The organism is Streptomyces sp. SM1 (assembly GCF_002910825.1).
Classification (GTDB): domain Bacteria; phylum Actinomycetota; class Actinomycetes; order Streptomycetales; family Streptomycetaceae; genus Streptomyces; species Streptomyces okerensis.
Map to the genome: position 1 here is coordinate 1 of NZ_NEUB01000858.1, position 26,406 is coordinate 26,406.

General features: G+C 70.4%; 30 protein-coding genes and 2 pseudogenes. 17 read left to right on the forward strand and 15 right to left on the reverse strand.

The annotated features are described in order from the left end of the window. The 3 genes from B9S61_RS28090 to B9S61_RS28100 form a co-directional block, all read right to left on the reverse strand. On the reverse strand, positions 1-1,234 hold a 1,234-nt coding region (locus tag B9S61_RS28090; RefSeq protein ID WP_146064883.1), incomplete at its 3' end, for a transposase. Between the two features lie 16 nt (positions 1,235-1,250). Continuing rightward, entirely contained in the window at positions 1,251-1,898 is a 648-nt protein-coding gene (locus B9S61_RS28095) for a cation-transporting P-type ATPase (RefSeq protein WP_308457793.1), read from the reverse strand. A gap of 30 nt (positions 1,899-1,928) precedes the next feature. Next, a complete protein-coding gene (locus B9S61_RS28100) occupies positions 1,929-2,807 on the reverse strand; it encodes a universal stress protein (RefSeq protein ID WP_181007573.1) in 879 nt (292 codons plus the stop codon). A 257-nt stretch (positions 2,808-3,064) separates the two neighbouring features. Between B9S61_RS28100 and B9S61_RS28105 the strand changes: the two genes are divergently transcribed. Next, entirely contained in the window at positions 3,065-3,565 is a 501-nt protein-coding gene (locus B9S61_RS28105) for a cation:proton antiporter regulatory subunit (RefSeq protein WP_258039892.1), read from the forward strand. A gap of 3 nt (positions 3,566-3,568) precedes the next feature. Next, entirely contained in the window at positions 3,569-4,765 is a 1,197-nt protein-coding gene (locus B9S61_RS28110; RefSeq protein ID WP_103544746.1) for a cation:proton antiporter, read from the forward strand. Between the two features lie 56 nt (positions 4,766-4,821). Here B9S61_RS28110 and B9S61_RS28115 read toward each other — a convergent pair. From B9S61_RS28115 to B9S61_RS28125, 4 genes and pseudogenes are all read right to left on the reverse strand, one after another. Beyond that, positions 4,822-5,648 (reverse strand): annotated as a pseudogene (locus B9S61_RS28115) (universal stress protein). Positions 5,649-6,371: 723 nt separating this feature from the next. Next, positions 6,372-6,596 carry a hypothetical protein gene (locus B9S61_RS40445; RefSeq protein ID WP_146064974.1) on the reverse strand — a complete coding sequence of 75 codons (225 nt, stop codon included), beginning with the start codon at positions 6,594-6,596 and terminating at the stop codon, positions 6,372-6,374. Between the two features lie 35 nt (positions 6,597-6,631). After that, positions 6,632-7,657 carry a hemolysin family protein gene (locus B9S61_RS28120; RefSeq protein WP_103544747.1) on the reverse strand — a complete coding sequence of 342 codons (1,026 nt, stop codon included), beginning with the start codon at positions 7,655-7,657 and terminating at the stop codon, positions 6,632-6,634. Next, positions 7,654-8,987, reverse strand: a pseudogene (locus tag B9S61_RS28125) (hemolysin family protein). Before B9S61_RS28125 ends, B9S61_RS28120 begins: the two are co-directional and overlap by 4 nt. A 443-nt stretch (positions 8,988-9,430) precedes the next feature. On the opposite strand from B9S61_RS28125, the gene B9S61_RS28130 reads away from it, so the two are divergent. From B9S61_RS28130 to B9S61_RS28145, 4 genes are all read left to right on the forward strand, one after another. Continuing rightward, on the forward strand, positions 9,431-9,652 hold the full coding sequence (locus B9S61_RS28130) for a hypothetical protein (protein WP_103544748.1): 222 nt from the start codon (positions 9,431-9,433) through the stop codon (positions 9,650-9,652). A gap of 90 nt (positions 9,653-9,742) precedes the next feature. Continuing rightward, positions 9,743-10,762: a sporulation protein gene (locus tag B9S61_RS28135; protein WP_181007574.1), complete on the forward strand. Its 1,020-nt coding sequence runs from the start codon at positions 9,743-9,745 to the stop codon at positions 10,760-10,762. A 114-nt stretch (positions 10,763-10,876) separates the two neighbouring features. Further along, positions 10,877-11,332 (forward strand): tellurite resistance TerB family protein, encoded by a 456-nt coding sequence (locus B9S61_RS28140; RefSeq protein ID WP_103544750.1) that lies wholly within the window; start codon positions 10,877-10,879, stop codon positions 11,330-11,332. A 30-nt stretch (positions 11,333-11,362) separates the two neighbouring features. Continuing rightward, positions 11,363-11,626 (forward strand): GlsB/YeaQ/YmgE family stress response membrane protein, encoded by a 264-nt coding sequence (locus tag B9S61_RS28145; RefSeq protein ID WP_103544751.1) that lies wholly within the window; start codon positions 11,363-11,365, stop codon positions 11,624-11,626. A 72-nt stretch (positions 11,627-11,698) separates the two neighbouring features. Here B9S61_RS28145 and B9S61_RS28150 read toward each other — a convergent pair whose 3' ends face one another. The 3 genes from B9S61_RS28150 to B9S61_RS28160 form a co-directional block, all read right to left on the reverse strand. Further along, positions 11,699-12,628, reverse strand: a complete 930-nt coding sequence (locus B9S61_RS28150; RefSeq protein ID WP_103544752.1) for a M56 family metallopeptidase — start codon at positions 12,626-12,628, stop codon at positions 11,699-11,701. 5 nt (positions 12,629-12,633) lie between these two features. Continuing rightward, complete coding sequence (locus B9S61_RS28155; RefSeq protein WP_103544753.1) at positions 12,634-13,038, reverse strand: BlaI/MecI/CopY family transcriptional regulator; 405 nt, start codon at positions 13,036-13,038, stop codon at positions 12,634-12,636. A gap of 136 nt (positions 13,039-13,174) precedes the next feature. After that, positions 13,175-13,579: a BlaI/MecI/CopY family transcriptional regulator gene (locus tag B9S61_RS28160; RefSeq protein WP_181007575.1), complete on the reverse strand. Its 405-nt coding sequence runs from the start codon at positions 13,577-13,579 to the stop codon at positions 13,175-13,177. A 748-nt stretch (positions 13,580-14,327) separates the two neighbouring features. On the opposite strand from B9S61_RS28160, the gene B9S61_RS28165 reads away from it, so the two are divergent. After that, positions 14,328-14,912, forward strand: coding sequence for a TerD family protein (locus B9S61_RS28165; protein WP_103544754.1), 585 nt, complete (start codon positions 14,328-14,330; stop codon positions 14,910-14,912). A 38-nt stretch (positions 14,913-14,950) separates the two neighbouring features. Then, on the forward strand, positions 14,951-15,220 hold the full coding sequence (tatA, locus tag B9S61_RS28170) for a Sec-independent protein translocase subunit TatA (protein WP_103544755.1): 270 nt from the start codon (positions 14,951-14,953) through the stop codon (positions 15,218-15,220). Here the strand turns inward: tatA and B9S61_RS42720 are convergent. Then, the gene (locus B9S61_RS42720) at positions 15,134-15,808 is read right to left on the reverse strand and encodes a helix-turn-helix domain-containing protein (RefSeq protein WP_308457794.1); all 675 of its coding nucleotides are present in this window, start codon (positions 15,806-15,808) and stop codon (positions 15,134-15,136) included. The two genes, tatA and B9S61_RS42720, sit on opposite strands and share 87 nt — an antisense overlap. Before the next feature lie 409 nt (positions 15,809-16,217). Here B9S61_RS42720 and B9S61_RS28180 point away from each other — a divergent pair, with 409 nt between their 5' ends. From B9S61_RS28180 to B9S61_RS28210, 7 genes are all read left to right on the forward strand, one after another. Beyond that, entirely contained in the window at positions 16,218-16,496 is a 279-nt protein-coding gene (locus B9S61_RS28180; RefSeq protein ID WP_258039893.1) for a transposase, read from the forward strand. A 192-nt stretch (positions 16,497-16,688) separates the two neighbouring features. After that, entirely contained in the window at positions 16,689-16,994 is a 306-nt protein-coding gene (locus B9S61_RS28185) for a hypothetical protein (RefSeq protein WP_103544757.1), read from the forward strand. A gap of 27 nt (positions 16,995-17,021) precedes the next feature. Continuing rightward, on the forward strand, positions 17,022-17,204 hold the full coding sequence (locus tag B9S61_RS28190; RefSeq protein ID WP_103544758.1) for a hypothetical protein: 183 nt from the start codon (positions 17,022-17,024) through the stop codon (positions 17,202-17,204). A gap of 267 nt (positions 17,205-17,471) precedes the next feature. Beyond that, positions 17,472-17,819: a hypothetical protein gene (locus B9S61_RS41750; RefSeq protein ID WP_103544759.1), complete on the forward strand. Its 348-nt coding sequence runs from the start codon at positions 17,472-17,474 to the stop codon at positions 17,817-17,819. Further along, positions 17,819-18,022, forward strand: a complete 204-nt coding sequence (locus B9S61_RS28200; RefSeq protein WP_103544760.1) for a hypothetical protein — start codon at positions 17,819-17,821, stop codon at positions 18,020-18,022. Before B9S61_RS41750 ends, B9S61_RS28200 begins: the two co-directional genes overlap by 1 nt. A 279-nt stretch (positions 18,023-18,301) precedes the next feature. After that, positions 18,302-19,942, forward strand: coding sequence for an IS4 family transposase (locus B9S61_RS28205; protein ID WP_103544761.1), 1,641 nt, complete (start codon positions 18,302-18,304; stop codon positions 19,940-19,942). 100 nt (positions 19,943-20,042) lie between these two features. After that, complete coding sequence (locus B9S61_RS28210; RefSeq protein WP_103544762.1) at positions 20,043-20,306, forward strand: transposase; 264 nt, start codon at positions 20,043-20,045, stop codon at positions 20,304-20,306. Positions 20,307-20,621: 315 nt separating this feature from the next. On the opposite strand, the gene B9S61_RS28215 is transcribed toward B9S61_RS28210, so the two are convergent. Continuing rightward, the gene (locus tag B9S61_RS28215; protein WP_103544763.1) at positions 20,622-21,002 is read right to left on the reverse strand and encodes a hypothetical protein; all 381 of its coding nucleotides are present in this window, start codon (positions 21,000-21,002) and stop codon (positions 20,622-20,624) included. A gap of 879 nt (positions 21,003-21,881) precedes the next feature. Between B9S61_RS28215 and B9S61_RS28220 the strand changes: the two genes are divergently transcribed. Both B9S61_RS28220 and B9S61_RS41120 read left to right on the forward strand, forming a co-directional pair. Then, positions 21,882-22,817 carry an MHYT domain-containing protein gene (locus B9S61_RS28220; RefSeq protein ID WP_103544764.1) on the forward strand — a complete coding sequence of 312 codons (936 nt, stop codon included), beginning with the start codon at positions 21,882-21,884 and terminating at the stop codon, positions 22,815-22,817. A gap of 357 nt (positions 22,818-23,174) precedes the next feature. Beyond that, complete coding sequence (locus B9S61_RS41120; RefSeq protein WP_181007577.1) at positions 23,175-24,734, forward strand: RICIN domain-containing protein; 1,560 nt, start codon at positions 23,175-23,177, stop codon at positions 24,732-24,734. 271 nt (positions 24,735-25,005) lie between these two features. Here the strand turns inward: B9S61_RS41120 and B9S61_RS28230 are convergent, their stop codons facing one another. The 3 genes from B9S61_RS28230 to B9S61_RS41125 are packed head-to-tail and all read right to left on the reverse strand — an operon-like array spanning position 25,006 to position 26,155. Then, a complete protein-coding gene (locus B9S61_RS28230; RefSeq protein ID WP_103544765.1) occupies positions 25,006-25,437 on the reverse strand; it encodes a PRC-barrel domain-containing protein in 432 nt (143 codons plus the stop codon). Next, positions 25,437-26,012 (reverse strand): PRC-barrel domain-containing protein, encoded by a 576-nt coding sequence (locus B9S61_RS28235; RefSeq protein WP_103544766.1) that lies wholly within the window; start codon positions 26,010-26,012, stop codon positions 25,437-25,439. Before B9S61_RS28235 ends, B9S61_RS28230 begins: the two co-directional genes overlap by 1 nt. Continuing rightward, the gene (locus B9S61_RS41125; RefSeq protein WP_181007578.1) at positions 26,009-26,155 is read right to left on the reverse strand and encodes a hypothetical protein; all 147 of its coding nucleotides are present in this window, start codon (positions 26,153-26,155) and stop codon (positions 26,009-26,011) included. Before B9S61_RS41125 ends, B9S61_RS28235 begins: the two co-directional genes overlap by 4 nt. Positions 26,156-26,406 lie beyond the last annotated feature (251 nt).

The window sequence follows — 26,406 nt, forward strand, 5'->3', positions numbered from 1 at the left end:
CCTCGCGGTGTTCCTCGAAACGTTTGGCCAGGGTGCGGGCGTGCCGGGCGAGTTCGGTGTTCTTGTTCCGGTTGTCCTGGCGGGAGCGGGCCAGTGCTCCTGTGTAGAGCCGGTGGATGGTGCGCAGTTCGTCGGCGGTGAGTTCCTCGCGCCCGGTGTCGCGGGCGGCGGACGCGAGACGGTTGGCTTCCAGGAGGGTGTCGGCCATGGCGCGGGCCCACAGCTGGCCCTGGAGGTCGGCTTCATGGATGCCGCGCAGGTCACGTAGCAGGTGCGCGCCGCACCAGGCGTGCAGGACGTGGTCGAGGTGGGTGTAGCCGGCGTATCCGTCGCGGACCAGGACACCGCTGAGGTGCGGCAGGACCTGGCCGGCGTCGATGGTCGCGGCCGAGCGGTCACCGGTGTGCATCAGGGTGAGGTGCGCGGTGGAGGCCACGTGCAGGAAGACGGTCCTGGCCCGGGTGCGGGTGAAGGTCTCATCGGCGTGCACGACGGGTGCGCCGGAGAGCAGGGCGCGGACCGAGGGCAGGAACCCGGCCTCCAGCAGGCGGGCGGCCCGGCCTCGCAGGGATGCGGCGAAGCCGGTGGAGACCTTCATCCCGCACAGTTCCATCACCAGCAGTGTCGAGCGGTGTACCGGGATGTGGTGTCCCAGGACCGCGTCCGCGACCTTCGCGGTGACATCGGGACCGTACTGGGCCGCCGATTCCACTCCGGCCGGGAAGACTCCGGTGGCCTTCTTTCCGCACCCGGGGCAGCACTTGACGTCCGCGGCGTACTCGATGACCTGCGGCGGAAGCGGGGTGGCCAGGTCAAAGACCTGACGGCGGCGCACCGCGGCCACCGGAACCTTGACCAGCGAGGACGCGCAGCCGGCGCAGGATGCCGGAGCGGGGATGACGATCCGCTCGTTCGGATCCTCTACCTGCCGCAAGGTGGTGCCCGGATCACCTGGCTGCTTGCCCGGTTTGCGTCCCGAGCGGGTACGCGAGGACCCGCCACGGGGCCGCTTGCCCGGCCCGTCCGAGGACGGCGGCTTCGAGGAGGTCGAGGAATCCCTCGACAGCCGCAGTACCAGGGCCTGGACCTGCGTGGTCAACTCCGCGATCTGGACCAGCAGCTGATCGATCCGCTCGTCCTTCGCGGCCGCCTCGGCCCGGGAAGCCGCCAACTCGCCGCGTACCGCGGCCAACTCGGCAAGAAGGTCCTTCGCAGACCAGTCGGGATCCTCCACACCGCCACCCTAGCGATCACGCCGCACGGTCCGCGAACCGATCACACCCTGCTGAATAGCTACCACAGGTCGGCAAGAAGACACCTCGTACATGTACTGCCGCGTGCATCAGATTCCGAGATGTCCGCTGCACAACGACACTGGACCACATGTGACACCCGGAATACCCGAGTATGCGGCATGGGTAGTGGACAGGGACGACGATACTTACAGCCCGGATTCGACCCGGATTCGACCCCGAGGGGTTGACCAGCTTAGGAAAATAGGCCCTGACCTGCGAAAATACAGAGCGGCAGACGAGTCGGGCTGTACGCCGGGTATTCCTGGAGCACCCTTCTGACCTGCGGGTTTCCGGGATCGGACCGGCTGTGACCTGCAAGGACGGGTCGCAGAGGCGATCGGAGGCAGTCAGAGGAAACCGCTCTGATTCGACCCCGATTCGACCCGGGGCGCTACCGATCAGCCAGCTGCGGAACTGGTCCAGCAGGCGCAGCCACTGCGGCCGGCGGGCCGGTTCGGCCAGTTTGTTGGCTCCCCACGCGTCGGCCCGCTGCTCGGCATCCGCCGTGGTCAGGCCCGTGGCCGGGGCCGCTCCGAGCAGGTCCGCCACCTCGGAGGCATCCCGCCGGTGGGCGTCCGTCACCCACTGTGGGGGCGTCTGCACGGCTGGGGTGGGGGGGCTGCTGAGGCACGGTCATTCCTTGCCGCGGACGACGGTGACGGGGCAGTGCGCGTGGTGCAACAGGGCCTGGCTGACGGAACCGAGCAGCAGACCGGCGAAGCCGCCCCGCCCCCGGGCACCGACTACCACCAGCTGGGCCCCCCGACTGGCGTCGATCAGGGCCGGGCGGATCCGGGAACGCACCAGGCGCCGCTCCACCACAACCTGCGGATAGACCTCCTGGCAGGCCGCCACCGTGTCGTCCAGCAGGTGCTGTTCGGCCTCACGGAGACGGTCGACATCCGCCACCACAGCGCTCAGAGGGTCGCCGGGGCCTTCATAAGCCCGCTCACTCCATGTGTTCCACACGTGTACGGCCACCAGTGGCGCCTTGCGCAGTGTGGCCTCGGTGAACGCGAACTCCACCGCCGCCTCGCCGGCCTCGGAGCCATCCACCGCCAGGACCACCGCACCGGCCGGATCGGGGCGGCCGCGCACGACCATCAGCGGGCAGTGGCCGTGGGCTGCCAGATGGACCGCCGTAGAGCCCAGCAGCCCGGCGAAACTGCCCAGGCCCCGGTTGCCGACCACAGCCAGCGACGCCGAGCGCGACTCGATCTCCAGTACCTCAAGCGCCTCACCGGCCACCACCGACCGGGTGATCTCGATGTCCGACGCCACCACGTGCGCCCGTTCCTCGGCGCGGGCCAGCGCCCCCTGCACCATCGGGTCCAGGCCGTGGCCGACCGGGCTCCACGGCGGGCCACCGGCCGACGGATGACCCGGCGCATGGCCGAAGGCGTGCACGATCCGCAGAGTCGCGCCGCGCAGGTGCGCCTCACGAGCCGCCGCGTCGACCGCGTCCAGACTGGACACAGAACCGTCCACACCCACGATCACCGGATCACTCACTTGCGCTCTCCCATCCCGGTACGCCGCCGACACGCGGCCCCTTGAGTTCCCAGCCTCAGGGCCGCCGCCTGCCGCGGCCAGGGGCCATCCGGCCGCACGAGGGACCGCTCGGCCCTGCCGACCCGCCCCGTGTGGTCGGGACACTGACCATCAATCCGTACCGGCCGGGCACCTGCGGCGCCCGTCTCGAGTACCCACCAGCCGCAATACCCGGACACGGCGTGCGGCAGTACGGGTCCCAGCGGGAGACCGCCTTCATGACTGACGGGGAGATCCACATGGACGTCAACGAGGTACTGCTGCCTGGCGTCGGGCTGCGGTACGAGTTCGTCAACCACGAGGGCGACCGAATCGGGGTCGTCGCCCAGCGCACGGGCAACTTCGAGCTGGTGGTCTATCCCAGTGACGACCCCGACGAGGCACAGTCGGTCCTCCGGCTCACCAGTCAGGAAGCCGACACCCTCGCCGAGATCCTCGGCGCTCCGCGCATCGCCGAGCGGTTCGCCGACCTGACCCGCGAGGTGCCCGGCCTGAGCGCCGGACAGGTCGAGGTACGTCGCGACAGCCCGTTCGTCGGCCGGGCCCTGGGGGATACCCGGGCCCGGACCCGCACCGGCGCCTCGATCGTGGCCGTCGTCCGCGGTGACGACGTGATCGCCTCACCCGGCCCCGGCCAGACCCTGGAGGCCGGAGACACCCTGGTGGTGATCGGCACCCACGACGGCATCGCTGGCGTCCAGCGCATCATCCAGGGCTGAGCGGTGCACACACCCGTTGCCCTGCTGCTGGAGCTGGGGGGCATCCTGACCGCGCTGAGCCTGCTCGGCACCGTCGCGCGGCGCTTCGCCCTCTCACCCGTGCCGCTGTACCTGGTGGCCGGGCTTGCCCTGGGCGACGGCGGGATTTTCCCGGTTCCGGCCGCCCGGGACTTCGTCGACACGGGCGCCGCCATCGGTGTGATCCTCCTGCTGCTGGTCCTCGGCCTGGACTTCACCGTCCGGGAGTTCACCGCAAGCCTCCACCGCCACCGCACCTCCGCCGTCGTCGACCTCGCCCTCAACGCCACCCCCGGCGCCGTCGCCGGCTGGCTGCTCGGCCTGGACGCGGGCGGCGTCCTCGCGCTCGCCGGCGCCACCTACGTCTCCTCCTCCGGCATCGTGGCCCGCCTGCTCGGCGACCTGCGCCGCCTGGGCAACCGGGAGACCCCGGCGGTGCTGTCCGTACTGGTGGTGGAGGACTTCGCGATGGCCGCCTACCTGCCCCTGCTCGTCGTCGTCACTTCCGGAGGCACCTGGTGGCAGGCACTGCTCGCCGTCCTGGCGGCCATGGCGGCCATCGCCGGGGCGATCACCGCGTCCTGGCGCTGGAGCCACCATGTCGGCCGGATCCTGACCCACCCCGACGCCGAGCTGGTGCTGCTCCGGGTCCTGGGCATCACCCTGATCGTGGCCGCGCTGGCCGAGATCATCCACGTCTCCGCCGCCGTCGGCGCCTTCCTGATCGGACTCGCCCTGACCGGCTCCGCCGCCGACCGGGCCCGCGCCGTACTCAGCCCGCTGCGCGACCTGTTCGCCGCGGTGTTCTTCCTGGCCCTCGGCCTGTCCGTCGATCCGGGCGACCTGCTGCCCATGCTGCCCGCCGCCGCGGCGCTGGCCGTGGTCACAGCGGCCACCAAGCTGGCCACCGGCTGGTATGCCGCCGGCCGCGAGGGCGCGGGCCGCCGCGGCCGGCTGCGGGCCGGAACCGCGCTCATCGCCCGCGGCGAGTTCTCCGTCGTCATCATCGGCCTGGCCGCCCCCGCACAGGGCCGCCTGGCGGCCCTGGTCACCACCTACGTGATGCTCCTCGCGGTCTGCGGCCCCGTCCTCACCCGCTTCGCACCCACCCGGCACCCTGTCCCCCGCCCGCCCACAGTGCGGAACGCGGGCGACGAGCCCCGTGCAAGGGGCAGTCAGTGACGCGCGTCCTCTCCCCGCACCACCGCGACAGGGCAGTGGGCGTGATGCAGCAGGGCCTAGCTGACCGAGCCGAGCAGCAGCCCGGCGAAGCCGCCGCGTCCCCGGGCACCGACCACCACCAGCTGGGCGGACCGGCTTGCCTCGATCAACGTCTCCCGCGTCCTGCCGTGCACCACCTTGTGCTCCACCACCACATCCGGCTACTTCTCCCGGTGACCGGCGAACGCCTCGGACAGCAGACTCTCCTCCTCCTCGTCGGCGAGCGCGCCCGGCGGGTTCGCGTACGGGGCCGACGGTCGTACGGGGCGGGCGCCGGCGCGTTCCACGAGGTCCAGGCGTGCAGCGCCAGCAAGGGAGCCTTCCGCAGCGCGGCCTCCGCGAAGGCGAAGTCCACCGCCGACTCACCGACAGCCGAACCGTCCACACCCAGCACGATCGGACCCTCCGCAGCGGGCTGCTCACGCACGACCAGCACCGGACACCGGCCGTGTGCCGCCAGATGCACCGCCGTCGATCCCACCGGCAGCCCGACGAAACCGCCCATGCCCCGGGACCCGACCACCACCAGCTCGGCCGAACGCGACTGCGGCTGAAGGACCGTCAGCGGCTCGCCGGTCACCAGGGCATGACTGACCTCGGCCTCCGGTGTCACAGCACGCGCCCGCTCCACGGCCTCGGCCGGCAGACGTTCCACCATGTTCCGGATCCCGCCCTCGGGCGGGCCAAGCGGCGACGGCCCCAGGGGCACGTGCATCGCGGGCCAGATGAACGCATGCACCACACGCAGACCCGCCCCGCGCAACCCTGCCTCCCGCGCCGCCACCACCACCGCAGCAAGACTCGACGCCGATCCGTCCACTCCCACGACCACCAGACCACTCATCGTGTCTCCCACGTTTCAGACGCCATGACCACTCTCCTCCAGCCTCGCCCCGGCCGCGCTCCGCGCACAGGGTCCAACGGCCACAACGGGGTGGCCGGCCAGCGCTTGCCCCGGGCCGCAAACGCGGCTAGGTGTATAACCCTGCGAGGTCGCCACCACCACGAGATGGCTGCCTGGGTCCGGCACGATGACGGCACGAGGCCGGGCTGTGTCCCATCCGAATCACGGTGGAGGGCCCCACTCCCCTGTACAAAGCATCCGCGCCGATCCCGATCATGGCGAGCCTGCTCGGGGCCGCTCCGTGTGGAGCCTGGTGGCGATCTGGACAGGCTCCGCCAGAAGGAGCAGCGAAGACTGGCCAAGGCTTTTCAGAACACCGCGACCACTACCGGGGCGTCATGGCAGGGCCCCGTCTGGACCGCGGGCGCACCCGCTGGCACTGGTCGAGACGAGCAAGGCCGCCCACTTGATGGTGGTCGGCGCGCGGGCACAACGGATTCACCGGCTTGCTCCTGGGACGGTGAGCCAGGCCGCCCTCCCCACTCCCACTGCCCGGTCTCCGTGATGCGCTCCGGCCTCTGACCGCCTCACCGATGGCTGTGGCGCCACCGGCTCTCACCGCTGCGGAACATGGCGCTGAACGGTTCGGGATGCGTCTTCGCGGGGCCGGATTGTCGGCCAGGCGGCCAGCTCGGACTCCAGGGCATCGAGTCCTTGTCGGTCCTACTCAGCGCGTCGGCGATCTGGGCCAGGTACGTCCTGGTCGACCGCCGCGCGCAGTCCCTGCTTGCGTCTGAAGTACTGGATCACGAAGGCGGGCGAGAGTTCGGCTGCTGCGGCGACGGCCCGCCATCGAGGTGGCCTTAGACCCAGGTCGGTGATGGGTTCGAGCGCGGTTTTGCGCAGCGGCGCCCGTCCCGTCAGGTCCGTCGGCGCCGCAGCGTCCATGCCAGGCAGGCTGACCGTCCCGGCTGCCGGACGGCTCAGACCGCCGTAGAGGGGCTGGGGCCGACCAGTTCCTCCAGGACATCTTCCATGGTCACGAAGCCGATGACGGTGCCCTTCTCGCCGGTGACGGCGGCCAGGTGGGTGCCGGCGGCGCGCATGGCGGTCATGGTGTCGTCCAGTGGGGTGTCGATCTCGACCTGGATGACCGGGTGCAGGGCGCTGCGCGGGAAGGGCCGGGTGCGCTCGGCCACGCCCAGGGCGTCCTTGATGTGGAGGTAGCCCAGCACCTCGTCGGCGGGGCCGGTGACCGGCAGGCGGGAGAACCCGGAGGCCGCGGCGGCGCGTTCCAACTGCTGCGGGGTGGTCGCGTGGCCCACGGTGACCGTCCTGTTCAGCGGCACCATCACCTCGCCGGCCGGGCGGGTGCCCAGCTCCAGGGCGTCCTGGAGGCGTTCGACGTCGGTGGGGTCCAGCAGCCCTGCTTCGCTGGAGTCCTTGACCAGGCGGGCGAGTTCGTCGTCGGTGAAGACGGAGGTGACCTCGTCCTTCGGTTCGACCTTCAGCAGCCGCAGCAGGGTGTTGGCGAAGGCGTTGATGCCGAAGATGACCGGCTTCAGCGCCCGGGTGAGGGCCACCAGCGGCGGGCCGAGGAGCAGCGCGGTCGGCGCGGGTGCGGCGAGTGCGATGTTCTTCGGCACCATCTCGCCGATGAGCATGTGCAGGTGGGTCGCCGCGGTGAGCGCGATGACGAAAGCGATCGGGTGGATCAGTGCCTCGGGCACGCCGATGGCGTGGAACGGCGGTTCCAGCAGGTGGGCGATGGCGGGTTCGGCGACCGCGCCCAGCACCAGGGAGGAGACGGTGATGCCGAGCTGGGCGGTGGCCATCAGTGCGGACAGGTGCTCGATGCCCCACAGGGTGCTCTTCGCCCGCCGGTTGCCCTGGAGTGCGGCCGGTTCGATCTGGCTGCGCCGTACCGAGATCAGGGCGAACTCGGCGCCGACGAAGAACGCGTTGGTGATCAGAGTGAGCGCGCCGATCAGCAGCTGGATCGTGGTCATCGGGCATCCTCCGTGCTCGGCTGTGCGGCGGCCGGGGCGGTGATGCGGACCCGGTCGGCACGGTGGTGCTCGATGGTCAGGACGGCCAGCTGCCAGCCGTCCATGTGGATGAGGTCGGTCAGGGCCGGGATGCGCTCCAGACGGGTCGCGACAAGGCCGGCCAGGGTCTCGTACGGGCCCTCCGGTGCCTGGAAGCCGATCTCCTTGAGCTCGTCCAGGCGGAGGCTGCCGTCGGCCTCCCACACCGGCCGGCCGTCCGGGGACGGGGCGACGGGCATCAGGTCGGGCTGCTGGTGCGGGTCGTGTTCGTCGCGGACCTCGCCGACGGCCTCCTCGACGATGTCCTCGACCGTGGCGACGACCGCGGTGCCGCCGTACTCGTCGATGATCACGGCCATGGTACGGGAGGCGCGCAGCCGTCCCAGCAGCTTGTCGACCGGCAGCGAGTGGGGCACCCGCAGCGGCTCGGTGGCCAGCTCGGTGACCGCGGTGACGGCCCGCTGGCCCTCGTCCAGGGCGAGGACGTCGCGGATGTGGACGGTCCCGATGACCTCGTCGAGGCTGTCGCGGTAGACGGGGAAGCGGGACAGGCCGGTGGCCAGGGTGAGGTTCGCCGCGTCCGCCGCGGTGGCGTGGGCTTCCAGGGCCTTCACGTCCACGCGCGGGGTCATGACGTTCTCGGCGGTCAGCTCGGACAGGTGCAGGGTGCGCACGAACAGCTCGGCCGAGTCCGCCTCGATCGCTCCCTCACGGGCGGAGTGCCGGACGAGTGCGACCAGTTCCTCCGGGGTGCGGGCGGAGGCGAGCTCCTCCTGCGGTTCCAGCCCGAAGCGGCGCACCAGACGGTTCGCGGTGTTGTTCAGATGGCGGATCAGCGGGACGAACGCGGCGGTAAAGCCGCGCTGCGGGCCGGCCACCGCCTTGCGACGGTCAGTGGGCTGGAGATCGCCCAGTTCTTCGGGACCAGCTCACCGACCACCATCAGCACCACCGTGGCGATCGTGACGCCCAGCAGGGTCGAGACCGCGGAGACCGCGCCGGCCGGCAGGCCGACCGCCTGAAGCGGGCCGCGCAGCAGGGCGGCCAGCGACGGCTCGGCGAGCATGCCGATCACCAGCGAGGTCACCGTGATGCCCAGCTGCGCGCCGGAGAGCTGGAAGGTCAGCGTGCGTACGGCCTTCAACGCGCCGTCGGCACCGCGCTCACCGGCCGCGGCGGCGCGCTCCAGCTCACCGCGCTCGATCGTGGTCAGGGAGAACTCGGCCGCGACGAACACCGCACATGCCAAGGTGAGCGCCAGGGCCAGGAGTAGGAGCAGGACTTCGGTCACCGTGCCACCCCCGACCCCTCACGTATGCGTGGCGGGCGGGCAGTGGCACGGCTGGGACTGGGAGGTTCACCCATGGCGGGTCTGCTGCTCCTTCTTGGCTCATCGGATCGGGCGGATCCTGGCGTGGTTCGGTGAGGCGACTACACCGGACCCCCATGGTAAAGGGGCGGCAAAGTCGCCTTGCGGGGCGGCTTCCGCCGTCCGCACGGGTGGTTTTCGGACGTTCCGCCGGGGTGTCGTCCGTGCGGGCCGCCTCACCCCTATGCTTCTACATGCGTGTAGATAACGCGAGGGGCGGGCCGGATGTTCCCGGCCGCCCTGCGGGCGACGGGCAGGGACGGGAGGGCGGCACGGGTTGGAACAGGGCGTTATCCGCCGGTCACGGCCACCCCGACGGCCCGCTGTCCGGATTATCCATCGGTGTTTTCCCTGGGAGGGCTGTCGTGGCTTCGATCGACCTGGACAAGGTGCTGGACAAGGCGTGGGCGGACAAGAGCCTGCCGGAGATCCTCGCCGCGCCGGCCTCCGCGCTGAAGGGGGTCTCGGACCGGCAGGGCGACCTCCTTCAGGAGGCGTTCGGCGTCAAGACGGTCGCCGATCTGGCCGAGCTGAAGTACGCGCGCTGGGCGCAGGCCCTGGCCGCACTCGACGCCTCCGCCAAGTAACCACTCCCGCCGGGCGGCGGACCCCCTTTCAGGGTCTGCCGCCCGGTGGGGTCAAGAACCGTACGTACACATGAAGGAGTGAACGCCACGATGGTGTTCAAGCGGCTGCTCGGCTCGCTCGGCGTGGGCGGGCCCACGGTGGACACGGTCCTGGATCCGGGCGCGGTGCTTCCCGGCGGGACCCTGAGCGGGCAGGTCCACCTCAAGGGCGGCGACGCGGACTTCACGATCGAGCACATCACCCTGGAGCTGGTGGCCCGCGTCGAGGCGGAGCACGACGGCGGGGAGTCCGAGGGCGCTGTCGTCTTCGACCGGTTCACCGTCGGCGGCAGCTTCCGCCTCGCCGCCGGCGAACCGCACAGCGTGCCCTTCAGCGTGATGCTTCCGTGGGAGACCCCCATCACCGAGTTGTACGGGCAGGGCCTGGGCATCGTGCTGGGGGTGCGCACCGAGCTGGCGGTGGCGGGAGCGAAGGACAAGGGTGACCTCGACCAGCTCGCGGTGCGCCCGCTGCCCGCCCAGGAGGCGGTCCTGGAGGCGCTCGGGCAGCTCGGTTTCGGCTTCAAGTCCGCGGACCTGGAGCTGGGGCGCATCGGCGGCACGGGTCAGCAACTGCCCTTCTACCAGGAGATCGAGCTCGCCCCGGCGCCGCAGTACGCGCGCCAGATGAACGAGATCGAGGTGACCTTCCTGGCCGGTCCGGCCGGCGTGGAGGTGGTCCTGGAGGCCGACAAGCGCGGCGGACTCTTCTCCGGCAGCCACGACACGGTGTCCCGTTTCACCGTCAGCCACCAGGGCGTCGAGCAGATCGACTGGAGCGGCGAAGTCGACGGCTGGATCCGTCAGATGGTCGAGCACCGCGCCTCCTACGGTTCTCACGGATCGTACGGACACGGCGAGTCGCACCACGGCGGCCACCCCCACAAGGACGAACACGGTCACGGCGAGGGCCACGGGCACCGCTCGGGACCCGGCATGGGAACCGTGGTCGCGGCCGGCGCGGCGGGCCTCGCCGTCGGTGTGGTCGGCGGCATGATCGCGGCCGAAGTCGTCGACGAGGTGGGCGACTTCTTCGAAGGCGACGAGGACGAAGAGGGCGGCGAGGACTGAGGAGCCCTCGCAGTCTTGCCACCCCTGGTAGCTTCTACATCAATGTAGAAGGTGTGGTTGTCCGGGCCGCCCCCTTCTTTCGGCCCGGACGGCCCTGAGACGTACGGAGTTGGCATGGCCCTGTGGGACCGCATCAAGGAGTCCGCATCGACGATGCAGACCCAGCTCAACGCGAAGAAGAACGACCTCAAGAGCGGCGCCTTCCGCGACGCCAGCATGGCGATGTGCGCGCTCGTCGCCGCGGCCGACGGCACCATCGACCCGTCCGAGCGCCGCAAGGTGGCCCAGCTCATCGCCACCAACGAGGTGCTGCAGAACTTCTCCGCCGAGGACCTGCAGCGCCGCTTCGACGACAACTGCAACAAGCTGGCCGCCGACTTCGACTTCGGCAAGGTCAGCGTCCTGCAGGAGGTCGCCAAGGCCAAGAAGAAGCCCGCCGAGGCCCGCGCCGTGATCCAGATCGGCATCGTCATCGGCGGCGCCGACGGCGACTTCGACAAGGACGAGCAGCAGGTCGTGCGCGAAGCCTGCTACGCCCTCGACCTGCCGCCCCACGAGTTCGACCTCTAAGCCCCACACGACGCACGGGAAGGGACGGCTATGGAGATTTCCGGGGTCATCAGTGCCATCGTGATCGGCGTCCTCATCGGCACGCTGGGACGGCTGGTGCTGCCGGGCCGTCAGCGCATCGGTGTGCTGTGGACGATCGGCGTCGGTATCGCCGCGGCCTTCGTCGGGACGGGTATCGCCGCGGGCCTGGGAGTGGCGGACACCAAAGGCGTCGACTGGATCGAATGGCTCATCCAGATCGGCCTCGCCGCCGCGGGCGTGGCCGCCCTCGAACGCTTCAAAGCCCGCCACTGACCCGATCACCGGACAGGGGTGCTGCCACCGCTCGTCGGCAGCACCCCTGGTCCGTGTATCGCAGGGTGCCGGCTACATCGGTGTGGCCGCGTGCAGGATGAGGAACAGCGTGACGGCCGAGTTTGCCGAGGACAGGGCCGAGACGGTGGTGCCCGCAGCGGCTGTCCAGGCGGCCAGGCCCACCGTGGTGAAGACCGGCGGCCAGATCCGTGCGGCAGGAGCCGGTTTGAGCAGGGCGGCGACCCGGCGCGGCACCGGACCCGGGGCCGCGAAGTGCGCGAGCGTGGCGATGGGCGCGCCCCGGGAGATCAGCGCGGACTTGCCGATCGCCAGCGCCACGGCGCGCCGGCTGCCCACAGCGGTGGCCGCCTCCTCATCCGCCCACCGCTCGGCGCAGTACGTGACGGCGGTCCGCAGCGGCCGCAGGAACGGGTTGGCCCGTGCGGCGAGCTGCACGGTGAGCAGGAACCGGTGGTGGCGGCGCACCAGATGGACACGCTCGTGGGCGAACAAGGCCCGCCGCTCGGCCGGACTGAGCCCGGCCAGCATCCCCGTGGTCACCACGATCCGGTTCCGCCTGCCGGGCAGCGCGTAGGCGTACGGCAGCGCATCGGGCAGCACTGCCACCGAGGTTGCCGGCAGGCCCGCAAGGGCGCGCTCGGCCCGGCGGCGCACGCGGTGGTGGCGCCACGCCATCCGCGTACAGGCTGCGAGCACCGCGAGCAGGGCGGGGATGGCGGCCTTGCCCGCGATCTCGTCGTAGGGGACGGCCTCGCGAACCTCCGGGTCCGACCAGCCGTCGGGCAACGGGTTGCCGGGCAGCTGCGCGGTGCCGACCACCATCAGCAAGGCCAGACACAGGGTGCTGCACACCGCGAGCACCCCGGCGACGGCCGACAGCAGCCAGGTCGCCGCCCTGGGGTGCAGATGCTGTTCGGCAAGGCGGGCGATGGGCCAGGCCGTTAACGGCAGCACCAGCGGCAGGAAGACGAAGACCCCCATGGCGGTCAGTCTTCCGCCTGCCCGGGGTCTTGGGCCAGCAGATCGCGCAGCACCTGTTCATCGCCTGGCGTCAGGCTGGTCAGGAAGCGGGCCAGGACCGCTTCCCGGTCGGTCTCGGCGTCCAGGACCTTCCGCATCCGCAAGGCGGCCAGCCCGGCCGCGTCGGCGATGGCGGTCCACTCGAACGAGCGGCCCGCCCGCCGGCGGGCGACCGCGCTCTTGGCGTGCAGCCGGGTCAGGATGGTGATCACCGTGGTGTAGGCGAGGCTGCCACCGAGGCGTTCTTGGACCCAGGCCGCAGGAACCGCTCCGGGGGCCTGGTGCAGCGCGGCGAGCACCTGCCCCTCCAACTCGCCCTGGCCGCGCCGGCGCGGGGCCTGCTCGATACCGCCTCTGTTCTGGTCCGTCATACCCTCAACCTCCCGCCTGCCGGCCCCGCCTGCCGCTGCGGCGGCGGTTCATCGTACTGAGTCGTGTCCCGCCCGATGCTGTTTCCACGATGTCCATTTCCGCGAGCCGGCAAAGGCCATGGCAGAACGGGCGTCATCAGCTGCCCGTGCCCGCGCTGGCGGTGTCGAGTCCCAGCCACAACAACCGTTCGTCATCCGGGGGGAGTTCAGCGATGAACCGGCTGAGCACGGCGCCCCGATCGCTCTCCTGGTCAAGGATCTGGCGCATGCGCCGGGCGGCCAGCCCCGCTGCGTCGAAAACGGCCCTCCAGACATAAGAGCTTCCGTCGCGGCGGCGCACCACGGCCTGCTTGCCGTGCAGCCGCGTCAGCGTGGTCACCACCGTGGTGTAGGCGAGAGAGGGGTCGATTCTCTCGCGCACCCAGCCGGCCGTCACCGGCCCCGGAGCGCTGCCGAGCGCGGCCAGCACACGGGCCTCCAGTTCGCCCGGGCCTCTGCGGGGACGCTCACGCAGCGGGGGTCCACCATGCTTCTCATCCACCTGCCACTCCCTCTTGGTCGCTGCCGGACACGAGGCGCACAAGCAAGCCCTCGCACATGTTCACGATGCCCTCTGCCCCCACCATCTTCTACGCCGTTGTAGATTCTTGACTCCGCCGGCACGGATGCGGGGGCCGCCGGGCGGGATCACGACACGGGACAGCGAACCGCCACACCGGGCGGCACAGGGAGGCGGACACGTGGACAGACAGCCTGGCGCATCCCGCGATCGGACCGGGCCGGCCCGGTCCCGAGGGCACCGGCGCACCAAGGCAGTACCCCCAGGCACACGCCCTCTTCACCGCCCTCGCCGGGGACAGGGAAGTCGACAAGGACGAGCCGACCGCCGCCGAGCCGGTCCCGGCCCGCACGATCACCGTCCAGGTCCTCAACGGCACCGGCACACCCGGCCAGGCCGCCACCGCGGCCAATTCCGTTCCTGCGCCGCGAGCTGCACCAGCCGCTCACGCCCGCGCCGCAGTCCCGCCCTGCCTCGCCTCCCGCACAGCGGAATGGGAGCCCCGGCTACAGCAACCCGGACTTCACCGGCCCCTCTTTCCCCTCACGGGACTGGCACCGCCCCCACGGACGGGCACGCAGGCCGAACCGGTGCGCCGGGCCAATGCCGTACCGGCCGGGGCCGGGCGCGCCCCTGCCCGCCACTACTACAGTGCTGTAGATTCAGGTGGGTTACCCCATGCACCGCCGGGTGCAGCGCACTTCGGCCCCCGAGCACCAGGAGGAAACCGGTGACAGTCACGCTGGCCAAGGGCCAGCAGATCAGCCTGGAGAAGACCGGCGGGCAACCGCTCAGCATCGTACGGATGGGCCTGGGATGGCAGGCGGCGCCCCGTAAGGGCTTCCTGGCCAAGCTCACCGGCCCACGCGAGATCGACCTCGACGCCTCCGCGGTACTCTTCGCCGGCAACGAGCCGGTCGACGTCGTCTTCTTCCAGCACCTGGTCAGCGACGACGGCTCGGTCCGCCACACCGGCGACAACCTGGTCGGCGGCGCCGGCCAAGGCGGCGACGACGAATCGATCCTCGTCGACCTGTTGCGGCTGCCCGCCCACGTCGACCAGATCGTCTTCACCGTCAACTCCTTCACCGGGCAGACCTTCGCCGAGGTGCAGAACGCCTTCTGCCGCCTCATCGACGAGAACACCGGCCAGGAACTGGCCCGCTACACCCTCTCCGGCGGCGGCTCCTACACCGCCCAGATCATGGCCAAGGTCCACCGCTCCAGCGGCGGATGGCACATGTCCGCCCTCGGGGAACCGGCCAACGGCCGCACCTTCCAGGACCTGATGCCCACCATCGCCAGCCACCTCTAGCCACCTGCCGCCCGCCACCGGGGAGAAGACGGACACCCATGTTCGGCATCAGCGAACTCGCCATCATCCTCATCGTCGTCATATTGATCTTCGGCGCCAAGAAGCTCCCCGAACTCGCCCGTTCCATGGGCAAGTCGGCCCGCATCCTCAAGAGCGAGGCCAAGGCGATGAAGTCCGACCAGGCGCCGCCGACCACAGCAGAGGCGGCGTCGGACGAGGCCTCAACTCCGCGCATCATCCGGGCCGCCCCCGGTGACACCGCCGGCCGTCCCACAGATCAGCCGGGCAACGACACACCGCGGACCTGACCAGCCCGCAGCCAAGGCCCACCCCTGGCACGTCCCTCCCCGCACGCTCTGGATGCCGACGCCGGCGAGCATCTCGTCGATCAGGGCAGGGTACGTCGCGTCGCGGTCGCGGATCAGGCAGGCGGCGTGCGCGCCCACGTCCTCAAGGTCCATGACGAGGTTCTTGACCGCCTGGGTCACCCAGCCCGCGGTGGGGTGCACGGTGGTGCCCAGGACGCGGATGCGGCGGGTTGCGTGCTCGACGACGGCCAGGCTGTACTGCCGCTGCCCGGTCAGGGTGATGGTTTCGATGAAGTCCATGGCCAGCAGGGCGTCGGCCTGGGAGCGCGGGAAGCCGGCCCAGGTGGTGGCGGTCCGTTCCGGCGCCGGGTCGACGCCCTCGGCCTTGAGGATCTCCCGGACGGTGGACGGGGCGACCGTGATGCCGAGCATGGCCAGTTCCCCGTGGGTACGGCGGTAGCCCCAGCCGCTGTTCTCGCGGGCCAGGCGCCAGACCAGCGCCCGGATCGAGCGGACGGTGCGCGGCCGTCCGGGCCGCTTGGGGCGGCAGATGCGGGCATGTCGCTGCTTCACGAGTTGTGGTGCCATCGCAGCGCCGTGTCCGAACGTACCAGGAACCGGAGACGACGCAGCACCTGGCTCGGCAGCGGTGCCAGGAGCGCGGCGAGGAAGGCCCGATCCCCGCGAGCAAACTTCACCCTTCTCGGGCAGAGTCGGCGCTCAAGGACCGTGATCTGGTGACACAGGGCCAGGATCCCGGCGTCCTTGGCGCGGTCGCTCATCGGAAAGCCAGAACGCGGCGAAGGCATTCGACACGGTCAGACAGGCGAGACGCAGGAGCACGAGTGGTCATCATGCCGTGGCAACTGGCAACTGGCAACTGGCAACTGGCAGCGGCCGCAAGCGGGATGACCTGCGCGGACGAGATTCTCGGCACGCACAGCGTCATCGGTCCCCCTGGGTCACTTCCTGACCCCTTCACGAGTACTCGCTGGAGTTGCGTGAGCGTGCGGTGCGGATGTACCGCACCACGGACCCGAAGCCCCAGATCAAGAAGCTTGCCGTCGACCTCGGTGTGCACCCGGAGGCCCTGCGCGGCTGGATCCGGCAGGCCGAGGCTGATGCCGGCGAGCGTGACGACCGGCTGACCACCGACGAACGCGCCGAGCTGGTCGCGCTGCGCAAGGAGAACGCCCAGCTCAAGCGGGCGAACGAGGTACTGCGGACGGCCTCGGCTCTTGTGGCGGCCCAGATCGACCCGACCCGGCCCAGGTGACCGCGCTCCTCGACGAGCACCCGCACCTGGGGGTCGAGTGCGTACTTCGGGAACTGCACCTCGCCTCCTCCACGTACTACCGCTGGCGCCGCGCAGAGCGCGAGCCGTGCGAACGTCGGCGCCGACGCGGAACTCACCGAGCAGATCAAGCAGATCCACACGGACTCCGGCGGAATCTACGGCTCACCGCGCGTGCACGCCGTCCCGCAGGCCGCCCTCGCCGCCCTGGGCGTGCCGTGGGCGAAGGCCGCATCGGTGCCGAGCCAACCCGACAACCCGGATGCGACGGTCGACCTCCCCGTCCAGCCCGCGCTGTCGGACGCGCGGGGGCAGGAACACCATGGCCGGGGCGACACCGCGGCCGAGGGAGGGCGCCAGACTCAGGCAGCGCGGGGCACGGAGCGCATGAGCGGGCTGATGCGCAACCACACCAAGGCCGAACTGCTGCGCATGGCCTACGCGGGCGGCCTGGTGAATCACAACTCCCCCGAGAAGTGACGCAAGGACGAGATCGCCTCCGCCGTCGTGGACATCGAACTCCGGGCCACCGCCCGGCACGCCGCAGACACCGCGCAGCCCGTTGCGGCTAAGCGCCTGCCACAGCAGGCCCACCATGACGAGTGCAAAAGGAGCCTGTACGAGGGCGCCACCTGCACCTGCGACCTCATCGAGCAGTACGGGCCGCCCTCGGAGCGGGAGGACTACTGAGACAGCCTCCTGACCGCTCGCCGATCTGCCGACCCCCGGGCTCCTTCAGGCCCGGGGTCTCGCGCTGCCGGCAGGGTCAGGCGCCACGATCGGCATCCAGCTCATGCTCGACGGCATCAAGAGGTACTTCGGCATCACGTGAATGCCCGGCCCCGAGCCGTCGTCCTGGCTCCTTGGGAAGGTGGTCGGGGTCCCGGCGGTGGCTCCCGGCGCGCCGGGAGCCACCGCCCGCCAGGGATCGCGTTCTTGGCCGGAACAATGAGTTCGGTGAGCACGCATCGAGTACCGCAGGCACAGCGCGCGTTCCTCGTGGCGAGCATCGCCATGGGCCTTGTGGTGTGGTCGGTGGCGTTCAATCTGGGCGCCTTCGGGGTGGTCTTCTTCAAGGACGTGTTCGCGGTGGTCGTCACCGCCACGGTCGCCCTGTTGGTGTCCTTCGTGGTCCCCGAGGTCTTTGCCGGGCCTCTGTGGGCGGTGCGGCTGCTCCTCGCCGGCAGCATGGCTCATCGCCGCCGTGACGATCGACCATTCAGTGACGGAGGCGGCCACCGACCCGGTCCTCGGCCCCATCGGACTGTGCGTGGCACTGGCAGCCACCCCCTACCCTCTGGCTGATGATCACCGCGCTCGTGCCCCAGCTCGACCAGATCCGGGGCCACCGGCTCGCCCTTGCGCTGGCCGGAATCGTCGTCGTGGTCGGCACTGCGGGCTGGTTGGTCGGCCAGGCCAACCATCACTTCCTGCACTGCGACGACTTCACCATCAGCGGCAACGACCGACCGCGCAACTGCGCCAACCTGCCAGCATCACCACGCTGAATCCGGCGTCAGCTGGGTAGTCAGGCAGCTTGGCTGAGGCCGGCGGCGGTCAGATCCTGCTCGCGGAGCTGGGTGAAGTCGACGTCCGGTTTCGGGTCGTACGCGTCGGGCCGGACGCCGAGCTCGTGTGTGGAGTACTCGCCGAACGGCCTTGACCCAAGGCCGGGTAGTTAACGTTTTCGCAGGTCACGCAAGCCAGTTGAAGGATTTCCGACGCAGAACAACGGAGCTCGTTGGTACAGGCAGTCGTCCAAGACAGCTTGTACTTGAGGAGCTCCGTTGCCGTTTCATCCTGTCCTGCCGGCCCCGGTGATGGCCATCACCCGTACGGTCACAGTCGCTGCGGGCCGGTTCGCGCCCGGGCATCTGGGCGAGCTGACGGCCGTCGTGCCGTTCGAGTTGGTCGACGCGGTCCTGGCGGAGACCCGCTCGGTACAGAGACGACTGCGTGATCTTCCTTCGAGGGTGGGGATCTACTTCCTGCTCGCGATGTGTCTGTTCCCTGAAGTCGGCTACCGGCTGGTCTGGGACAAGCTGACGGCCGGGCTGGCCGAAGTGCCGGTGGCCTCCCCGACGCCGAAGGCCCTGCGTGATCTGCGCCGACGACTGGGCAGCGCGCCGGTGCGGGCGTTATTCGAGGTTCTCGCGGGGCCTGTGGCCCGGCCGACGACACCCGGAGTGCGGTTCGGGCCGTACCGGACTGTGTCATTCGACGGCTGCAGCTCCCAGAAGGTCCCCGACTCTGGGCGAAACAGGGCCTGGCTGGGGCGAACCTCCCATCACGGCTATCCCACAATGGAGTTGATGACGCTGGTCGAGACCGGCACACGGGCCCTGCTCGGCGCGGTGTTCGGGCCCACCGCCGAGGGCGAGACCAGCTATGCCTCGCGCCTGCTGCATCTGCTGCGGCCGGACATGCTCGTCCTGTGGGACAAGGGCTTCGACGGCAACGACTTCCTCGCCTCCGTCACCGCGACCCGCGCCCAGTTCCTGGGCCGGCTCCGCAGCAACCGGCGTACGCCCGTTCTCACACGTCTCGCCGACGGCTCATACCTGTCGGTGATCGCCGCCGAGAAGGTACGTGTGATCGACGCGAACATCACGGTGACCTGCGCGGACGGTACCGTCTTCACCGGCTCCTACCGGCTGGTCACCACCTTGACCGACGCCGGCCGCTACCCAGCGGCCGCACTGGTGGGCCTCTACCACCAGCGGTGGGAACACGAATCTGCGTACTACGCGCTCCGCCACACGATCATGAACGGGCGTGTCCTGCGCTCGGGCGACCCGGCCGGCGTCGAACAGGAGATGTGGGCCCTGCTCACCCTCTACCAGGCTCTGCGAACCATGATGGTCGAGGCCGCCGAGTCGCTGCCCGGCACCGATCCGGACCGTTGCTGTTTCACCGTCGCCCTCCAGACCGCCCGCGACCAGGTCGTCCAGGCCGCCGCCGTCATCACCGACCCCGCCGATGTCGGCCGCGTCGGGCTGATCGGGCACCGGATTCTGGCCCGTCTCCTGCCGCCCCGGCGGCAGCGCGTCAGCACCCGCAAGGTCAAGTCACCGATGTCCCGTTACAGCACTCGCCATGACGACGGCAGGCCCGACACCAGCCGCACCATCACCCGTCTCGATATCAGCGTCCTCGAGCCTCGCAAACCGCACCCTCAACTCCCCGCCATCTCCCGCGACGATCGGAACACCGCCCCCGCCGACCGGCGCCGTCACCGGATCCTGGGCCTGCTCGAGGAAGACCCCACCCGCCTCTGGCGCCCCCGTGACATCGCTTCTCACTTCGGCGACATCACCATGGAGACCATGTATCGACAGCTCTCCAGATGGGCCGAGAGTGGCCTCATCCACAAACTCGGCCCGGGCCTGTACGCCGCCACTGCCTGGACCCCAACAAGCCTTGCATGACCTGCGAAAACGTTAACTACCCGGCCTTGGACCTTGACCCCGGATGTTGGACACACGAGACACTGGATCCTGAGGATCTGAGGACGGACATCTCGTGGTCATGAAGAACTATCCGCCGGAGTTCAAGGCGGACGCGGTCGCGCTGTACGAGTCGCGGCCCGAAGCGACGATCAGGTCGGTCGCAGCCGATCTGGGGATCAACCCGGAGACGCTGCGGAACTGGGCCCTGCTGCTGCGAAGGCCAGACCGTCACCGGCACACACCACACCCCACCAACGCCACCGTGCGGCCCCGGCGGCACCCGCCCCGCTCGACGCCGCCTCACAACCCACCGACACCTCGCACCACATCCCCGGAAGAGTGACAGCGCAAGCCGCAACCTCAGGGAGGTCGTCGACTTCCTGACGCGCCCGCGTCACAGCAGGCGGTCGGCAAAGCCACCGGCTACGTCCCGATCAACCAGGAGACGCTCGTACCCGGCGACCCGGTCGTCACCACGGCCGTGGACCAGCTCGACGGTGCGCCGACCGACCCCGCCACCGCCGACCGCCTGACCGGTGCCCTGTCCCACATCCGCGCCGACGTCAGTAGCAGCTTTCACCCCCAAAGGGGGTACAGCAGCGGGGGGTGGTTCCAGCTGGCAGGCAGCCGGAACCACCCCCGTGTCAGGGGCTGTCGGTCAGGGGTTGGCGCAGATCGCGTACACGCTGATGCCGACGGTGGAGTAGCCGTCCTGGCGGCCGAGTGCGATCCAGCCTCGTCCGTCGTCGGTGGGGAAACTGCCGACCAGGATGGCGCGGTTGCCCCGGGCTTCGGCGCCTCCGCCGATGACCTGCTTGCCCGCCGGGCAGTAGATGGTCCGGCGCTGGAAGTTGGGCACGTCGGCGTTGGGGAGCCGGACGATCTGATAGCCGTCCACTGCGGCGGCCCGTGCCGGTGCCGTGGACGCGGCGGCCTGGCGGGTGGCGGACTCGCTGGTGGTGGCCTGGGCCGCCCAGCCGGCTCCGGATACCAGGGCCAGCGCCAGAGCGCCCGCGCCGATCGCCTGCTTGCCTCGCATGCGTATGTCCTTTCATCTTTGGAGGTCCCCGGGAAACGGAGTCCTCTCGTCGGACATCGTCACGGCGGCGATCAGCGGATAGGCGATGAACTTCTCTAAACCACTCGATAAGGCGAATATGGGGCACAGGGGCGCATATGACTGGCGGGTGCCCGCAGGCACCCGCCTCTGCGGCGTCTCTCGCGGCTGCGGGCCGGACATCGAGCAGACTCGCGGAGTTCAGTCCGGCCGTGGCGAGCTGGACCGTCGTGCTGTCGGCCGGCGGGTCAGCGTGCGTGGCGGCCGGGGTGAGGTCGCCGAGGGGGAGGGCGTCGTTCGGCCAGGCGGCGGGCCGTGGCGCAGAGCGGGCCGAGGAGGCGTCCTCGCCGGGCGCGTTCGTCCGTAGACGGCCGCCTGGCCGTCTACGGTCTCCTTGGTGCGTTGCCCTTCACAGTGGGTCTTGGGGCCGGGGGTGCCCCTGTCGCCGGGGGGCGTGAAGCGGTCGGGCAGGCTGTTCGCCAGCAGGCCTGTTCCGCTCTGGCCCGGGTGGCGATGACCGGGACGGTGCGGTGGCAGTCGCGTCGGTCCCGGCTCGGCGTGTGGTCTCGCCCTGACCCCGTGCAGCCATGTCCTCGACCGTGGAGGGGAGCTCGTCGAGCAGGTGGGTGGAGACGGTGATGCCGGTGACCGATTCCAGGCAGTGGCAGCCTGGGGGCCCGCTCCGGAGACACTCCCGGGGCGGCCACCGTGTTCGTTCCCGCGGTCCCCCGGAGTCGTTTGTCGAGCGGCACTCAACTGTCACATTAGTGTAACGTTCACCTATTTTTGTCTGTCGAGCCTTCCGCCGCCCTGCTGGATGAATGAGGGTTTCCCCCGGGATATGTACATCTGTGGGGGATCATGAGCGGCACAATCGACGGTTTCAGCTACGGTGCGGTGACGCCGGTCGCCGGGTATCTGATGGCTGTGCTGGGCAGTGCGCTGGGGCTGCGGTGCGTGGTGCGGTGCGTGCACTACAGGCAGGGCTGGAAGCCGGGATGGCTGGCCCTGGGGGCGGCGTGCATCGGCTGCGGCATCTGGACGATGCACTTCATCGCCATGACCGGCTTCCAGGTCGAGGAGGCGCCCATCCGCTACGACGTGGCGCTGACCGTGCTGAGTCTGGCGGTGGCGATCGTCGTGGTCGGCGCCGGTGTGTTCACCGTCGGCTACCGGGGGGCGGGGGCCGTCGCGCTGGTGACGGCCGGGGCGGTCACTGGTCTGGGCGTGGCCGCCATGCACTACCTCGGCATGTACGCGATGCACCTGCCGGGCAGCATCCGCTACGACACGCTCACGGTCGCCGTGTCGGTGGCCATCGCCGTCGGCGCCGCGATCGCCGCGCTGTGGGCGGCCGTGTCCATCCGGAGCTTCATCGCCTCGCTCGGCGCCAGCCTGGTGATGGGGGTGGCCATCTCCGGCATGCACTACACCGGCATGGCGGCCGTCAGCGTCCACCTCCACAACGCCCCCGCCCCCGCCACCGGGGACGGGGCCACGCCGGTGTCCCTGCTGCTGCCCATGCTGCTGGGCCCGGTCATCTTCCTCGTCCTGGCCTCGGCCGTGGTCATGATGGACCCGCTGCTCCTCGCCGGCGACACAGACCGCAGGCGGTTCGGCGCGCCGGGCACAAATTCCCGGGGCCACGGCACGAACTCCAGGCAGGAGCACTCCGCCGCCTTCGACCGCACGGCGCATTCGGGGGCCGGCGCGCCGGACACGGACAGCCATCCCCGGCCCGTCTGGCCGCCCCGGCCGGATCTGGACGTCACCGACGGTCACAGATCGCGGCGGTGAGGCGCGCTTCCTCATCGCGAGTCGACCAACTGGAACACCACCAGCCGACATCACGCGCACCGGCCTTGCCCCGGCACGGCCGGCTGGGCGAGGGCACCGCGGCACACGAGAGGCGCGCGGCTGGTTCGAGCGTGCGCCGGGCGCACACGCGAACTCCACAACCGCCGGCTGTGACTCCATGCGCCCCTGTCGGACGGCTGGTGGGCGGCGGGGCGCTGAGCCGACGATGGCCCACGGTTCAGATGGCGATGGCTCCGTCGCCTGACGGCGCGCCATATGCCAGGGGCCGGGGTGACCCGGCCTCATCCGTGCCCGGGTCTGCCGGTCGGCGGACTCGCGTCTTCCGGAAGGACATGCATGTCACGCCGATTACCCACCCTCCTGCGCCTGCTGGTGCCGGCGGTGCTCGCCGCAGGCGTCATCGTGCCGCTCTCAGCGGGCGCCGCCTCCGCCGCTGGGCCGATATGCCTGAGCGGCACCCTCCAGTTCGACTACCAGTCCGCCGAGGCCGGCCCCTCCAAGCCGACCCTGACCCGGGCCGCCCGCAATGCCTCGGTCGAGCTCTGGGGCCGGGAGAGACCGACCGACACCGACCAGAAGCTGAACACCGGCACCCAGCTCACCGGTGGATCCGACGGCTCGTTCAACCTCTGCCACACCCCGGTCAACACCACCGCGATGGACCGCCTGTACGTGCGCTTCGCCACCCGCAACAACCAGGTGTGGCGAGTGGCCAACTCCGGAGGCACGGTCTACACCTACAGCACTCCGACGCAGTCGAACATATCGGCGAGCGTCAACCTGGGCACCGTCAAGCCGACCACGTCGGCCCGCGCCTGGCACGCCTTCGACACCGTCAACCTGCTCTGGTCACGCCGGGCCAACTCGACCACCCCGTGCTGGACGACCGCCGAGACGAACGCCGCGAACTGCACCACGCTGACGCTGCGCTGGCAGGCAGGATCCTCCGACGGCCCGTGGTACGACCTGTCCAACACCGTGCACCTGGCCGATGCCGACCCCGACTCCGAGCACACCGTGCTGCACGAGTCGGGCCACTTCTTCCAGCACCGGTTGTACAACGGCACGTTCCCGAACGTCACCAACTGCTCTCCGCACTACATCGAGAAGGCGTCGTCCGCCACCTGCGCCTGGACCGAGGGCTTCGCCGACGCGGTGGCCGCCTACCTGCTGGGCGACGAGCGCTACGTGTGGCCGGACGGCTCGTCCTATCCGTTCACCGCGGCCGCGGGTTGGCAGACCGGCGACCACGTGCAGGGCAATGTCGGCGCCTCGCTGCTCCAGTTGTGGAACCAGGTGGACGGCAGCTGGGACCGCTCCATCACCACCCTGGCCTCGCACACGCCCGCGACCTTCGCCGACTGGTTCAAGAACGTCCGTCCGACGGCCGTGCCGCCGCTGTCCACCACCGGCGCCGCGCTGACCGCGCTGGACACGCACGCCATCAACTACGGCCCCACGGTGGTGGGTGACAACGCCTACCACGCGCTCAGCAACGGCGGCGGCGTCGCCCTGCAGCGCGGCGGGACCTGCAGCGGCAGCATCCCCTCGGTGGCAGAGTTCGACGCCCTGGACACCTCACGGGCCTCGCAGCGCTGGAAGTTCACCGCCAACAACGACGGCACCGCACGGATCTACGACAGCTGCCTGATCCCGCTCTACCTGACCGCGCCGACCACCGCCGGCGGCCAGGTCTCCCTGCAGCCCGTCTATCTCGGCACCGCCAACCAGCGCTGGCAGGTGACCCAGAACGCCGTCGGCACCTACACCCTGACCAACCCGGCCACCGGCTTCGTCCTGGACGGCAACGCCACCGCAGGCCAGGCCGTCACCGCCAACACCGCCTCCGCCGGCACACCCAGCCAGAACTGGGCATCGGTGTTCTCCATCTCCTGAGAACGCACCCCGCCGGCCGGTCTGACGACTGCTCGACACCGTCCCCTCCGGGTCTGCCCGGGTCACCGGGCAGACCCGTTCCAGACCGCTCTCAGCGACGACGGCCCGGAACGCTTGGTCAGCAGGCGGGTAGAGCGGGATGCCTGGCCGATGCCCTTCGGCAGGAGCATCTGGATGGGCAGCCCGCCCCGGCGCAGGCGTTCTCGGGGCCGGTGGACCCCGTGCGGGCCGGGCACGGTTCGCTTCTGTCCCGGCCCCTCGCATAGTTGCCTCAGGCTTCTTGGACGACCACGGCGTAGGAGCCGATGCCGAGCAGTCCCTGACCCGGAAGGGTGCCCGATGAGGTGAGCAGGCCCAGGACTTTGCCGGATTCGGGGTCGAAGTCGATGTCCTGGAGGAGGCCGATCTCGGTGCCGCGCTCTGACAGGATGCGTCGGCCCGGGAGGCTGCGGCATGCGGCGGCCCGCTCGGCGATGTCCTCGGTGGTGCCTTCCCGGGCGTTGGCGCGGGCCATGATCGCGTCAGGGCCGATGGCGTGTACGTCTTGCCAGGTCAGCAGGGTGCCGCCGCCGTTGGTCTTCTTCAGGCGCAGGGCGGCGATGTGGGGCGGGCGGGCTGTGATGACCAGGCCCTCGACCTTGCCGATGCTCTGGGCCGCATCGGTGTCCATCACCGGGCGGTCCATGATCTCGGAGAGCAGCATCACGCCTCTTTTCCGCTCATGCGGTTGCGGAACTCCGGGATGGCCTTTTCCAGGGCGGAGAGGTCGTCGGCCATGAATTCGGCCGCTGCGGCCGGGACGACGAGCGCTTCGCCGGAGACGGCGATGGTCCTGGCCAGGGGGATGAACACGGTCCGCCCGTGGTGGCCGGGGGTCTTGGCGGGGGTGATCTCGTACCCCGCGACCAGTGCCTGGGCGGCTGTCACCTCGATCACGACGTCGGTGATGTGGCCGAGGTCTGTGCCGGTGTCCGTCAGGACCCTTGCTCCCAGGACGTTGCCGTGGGCGGCCTCGGCGGAGTCGGCCACCTCGTCGCGGGACTTCAGCGCCGTCTCGTCGTGGATCATCACGGCATGGGGGCCGAGGCCCGTCACGGCCTCCCAGGGCAGCGCCTGGCGCAGGGGGCCGGAGAACAGGCCACGGCCGCTGAGGGTGAAGCCCGAGACCCGGCCCGCGTGGCCGTCGAAGACGACGTCTTTCACCTGGGCCACGGCTTCACCGCCGAGCGTCACCACAGGACGCTTGGTGATGTCCGAGGCCAGTATCAGCGCGTTCATGCGGCTTTTCCCTTCCCTTTCGGGCGGGTGCGCCGCACGACGATCGCGCCGCCGCGGCGTCGTCTGGTCTGGATGCCCGCGAGGATCCCGGTGCCGGCCACGAGCAGCATCACGACGACGACGAGCCAGACCCACCAGTCCACTGCGGGCACCTCCGCCTCGGGGTGGGGACGTGCCGCCACGTTCCCTGAAGCAGGATCTCTCCGGGACAGACGCCTGTCCAGAGAGCCCCGGCACCCTGCTTTGACCGGATCTCGCGCGTGTCCCCTCGGTGCCGCCGGACGGCCGGGCCCCGAGGGACGTGACCGGGCGCCGGCGCAAGAGGCGTGCGGCACGACGTGGCCGGCCTCATGAGGTCTTCGTGCCGGTCGGTGCCGGTTGCTTTCGATCAGGC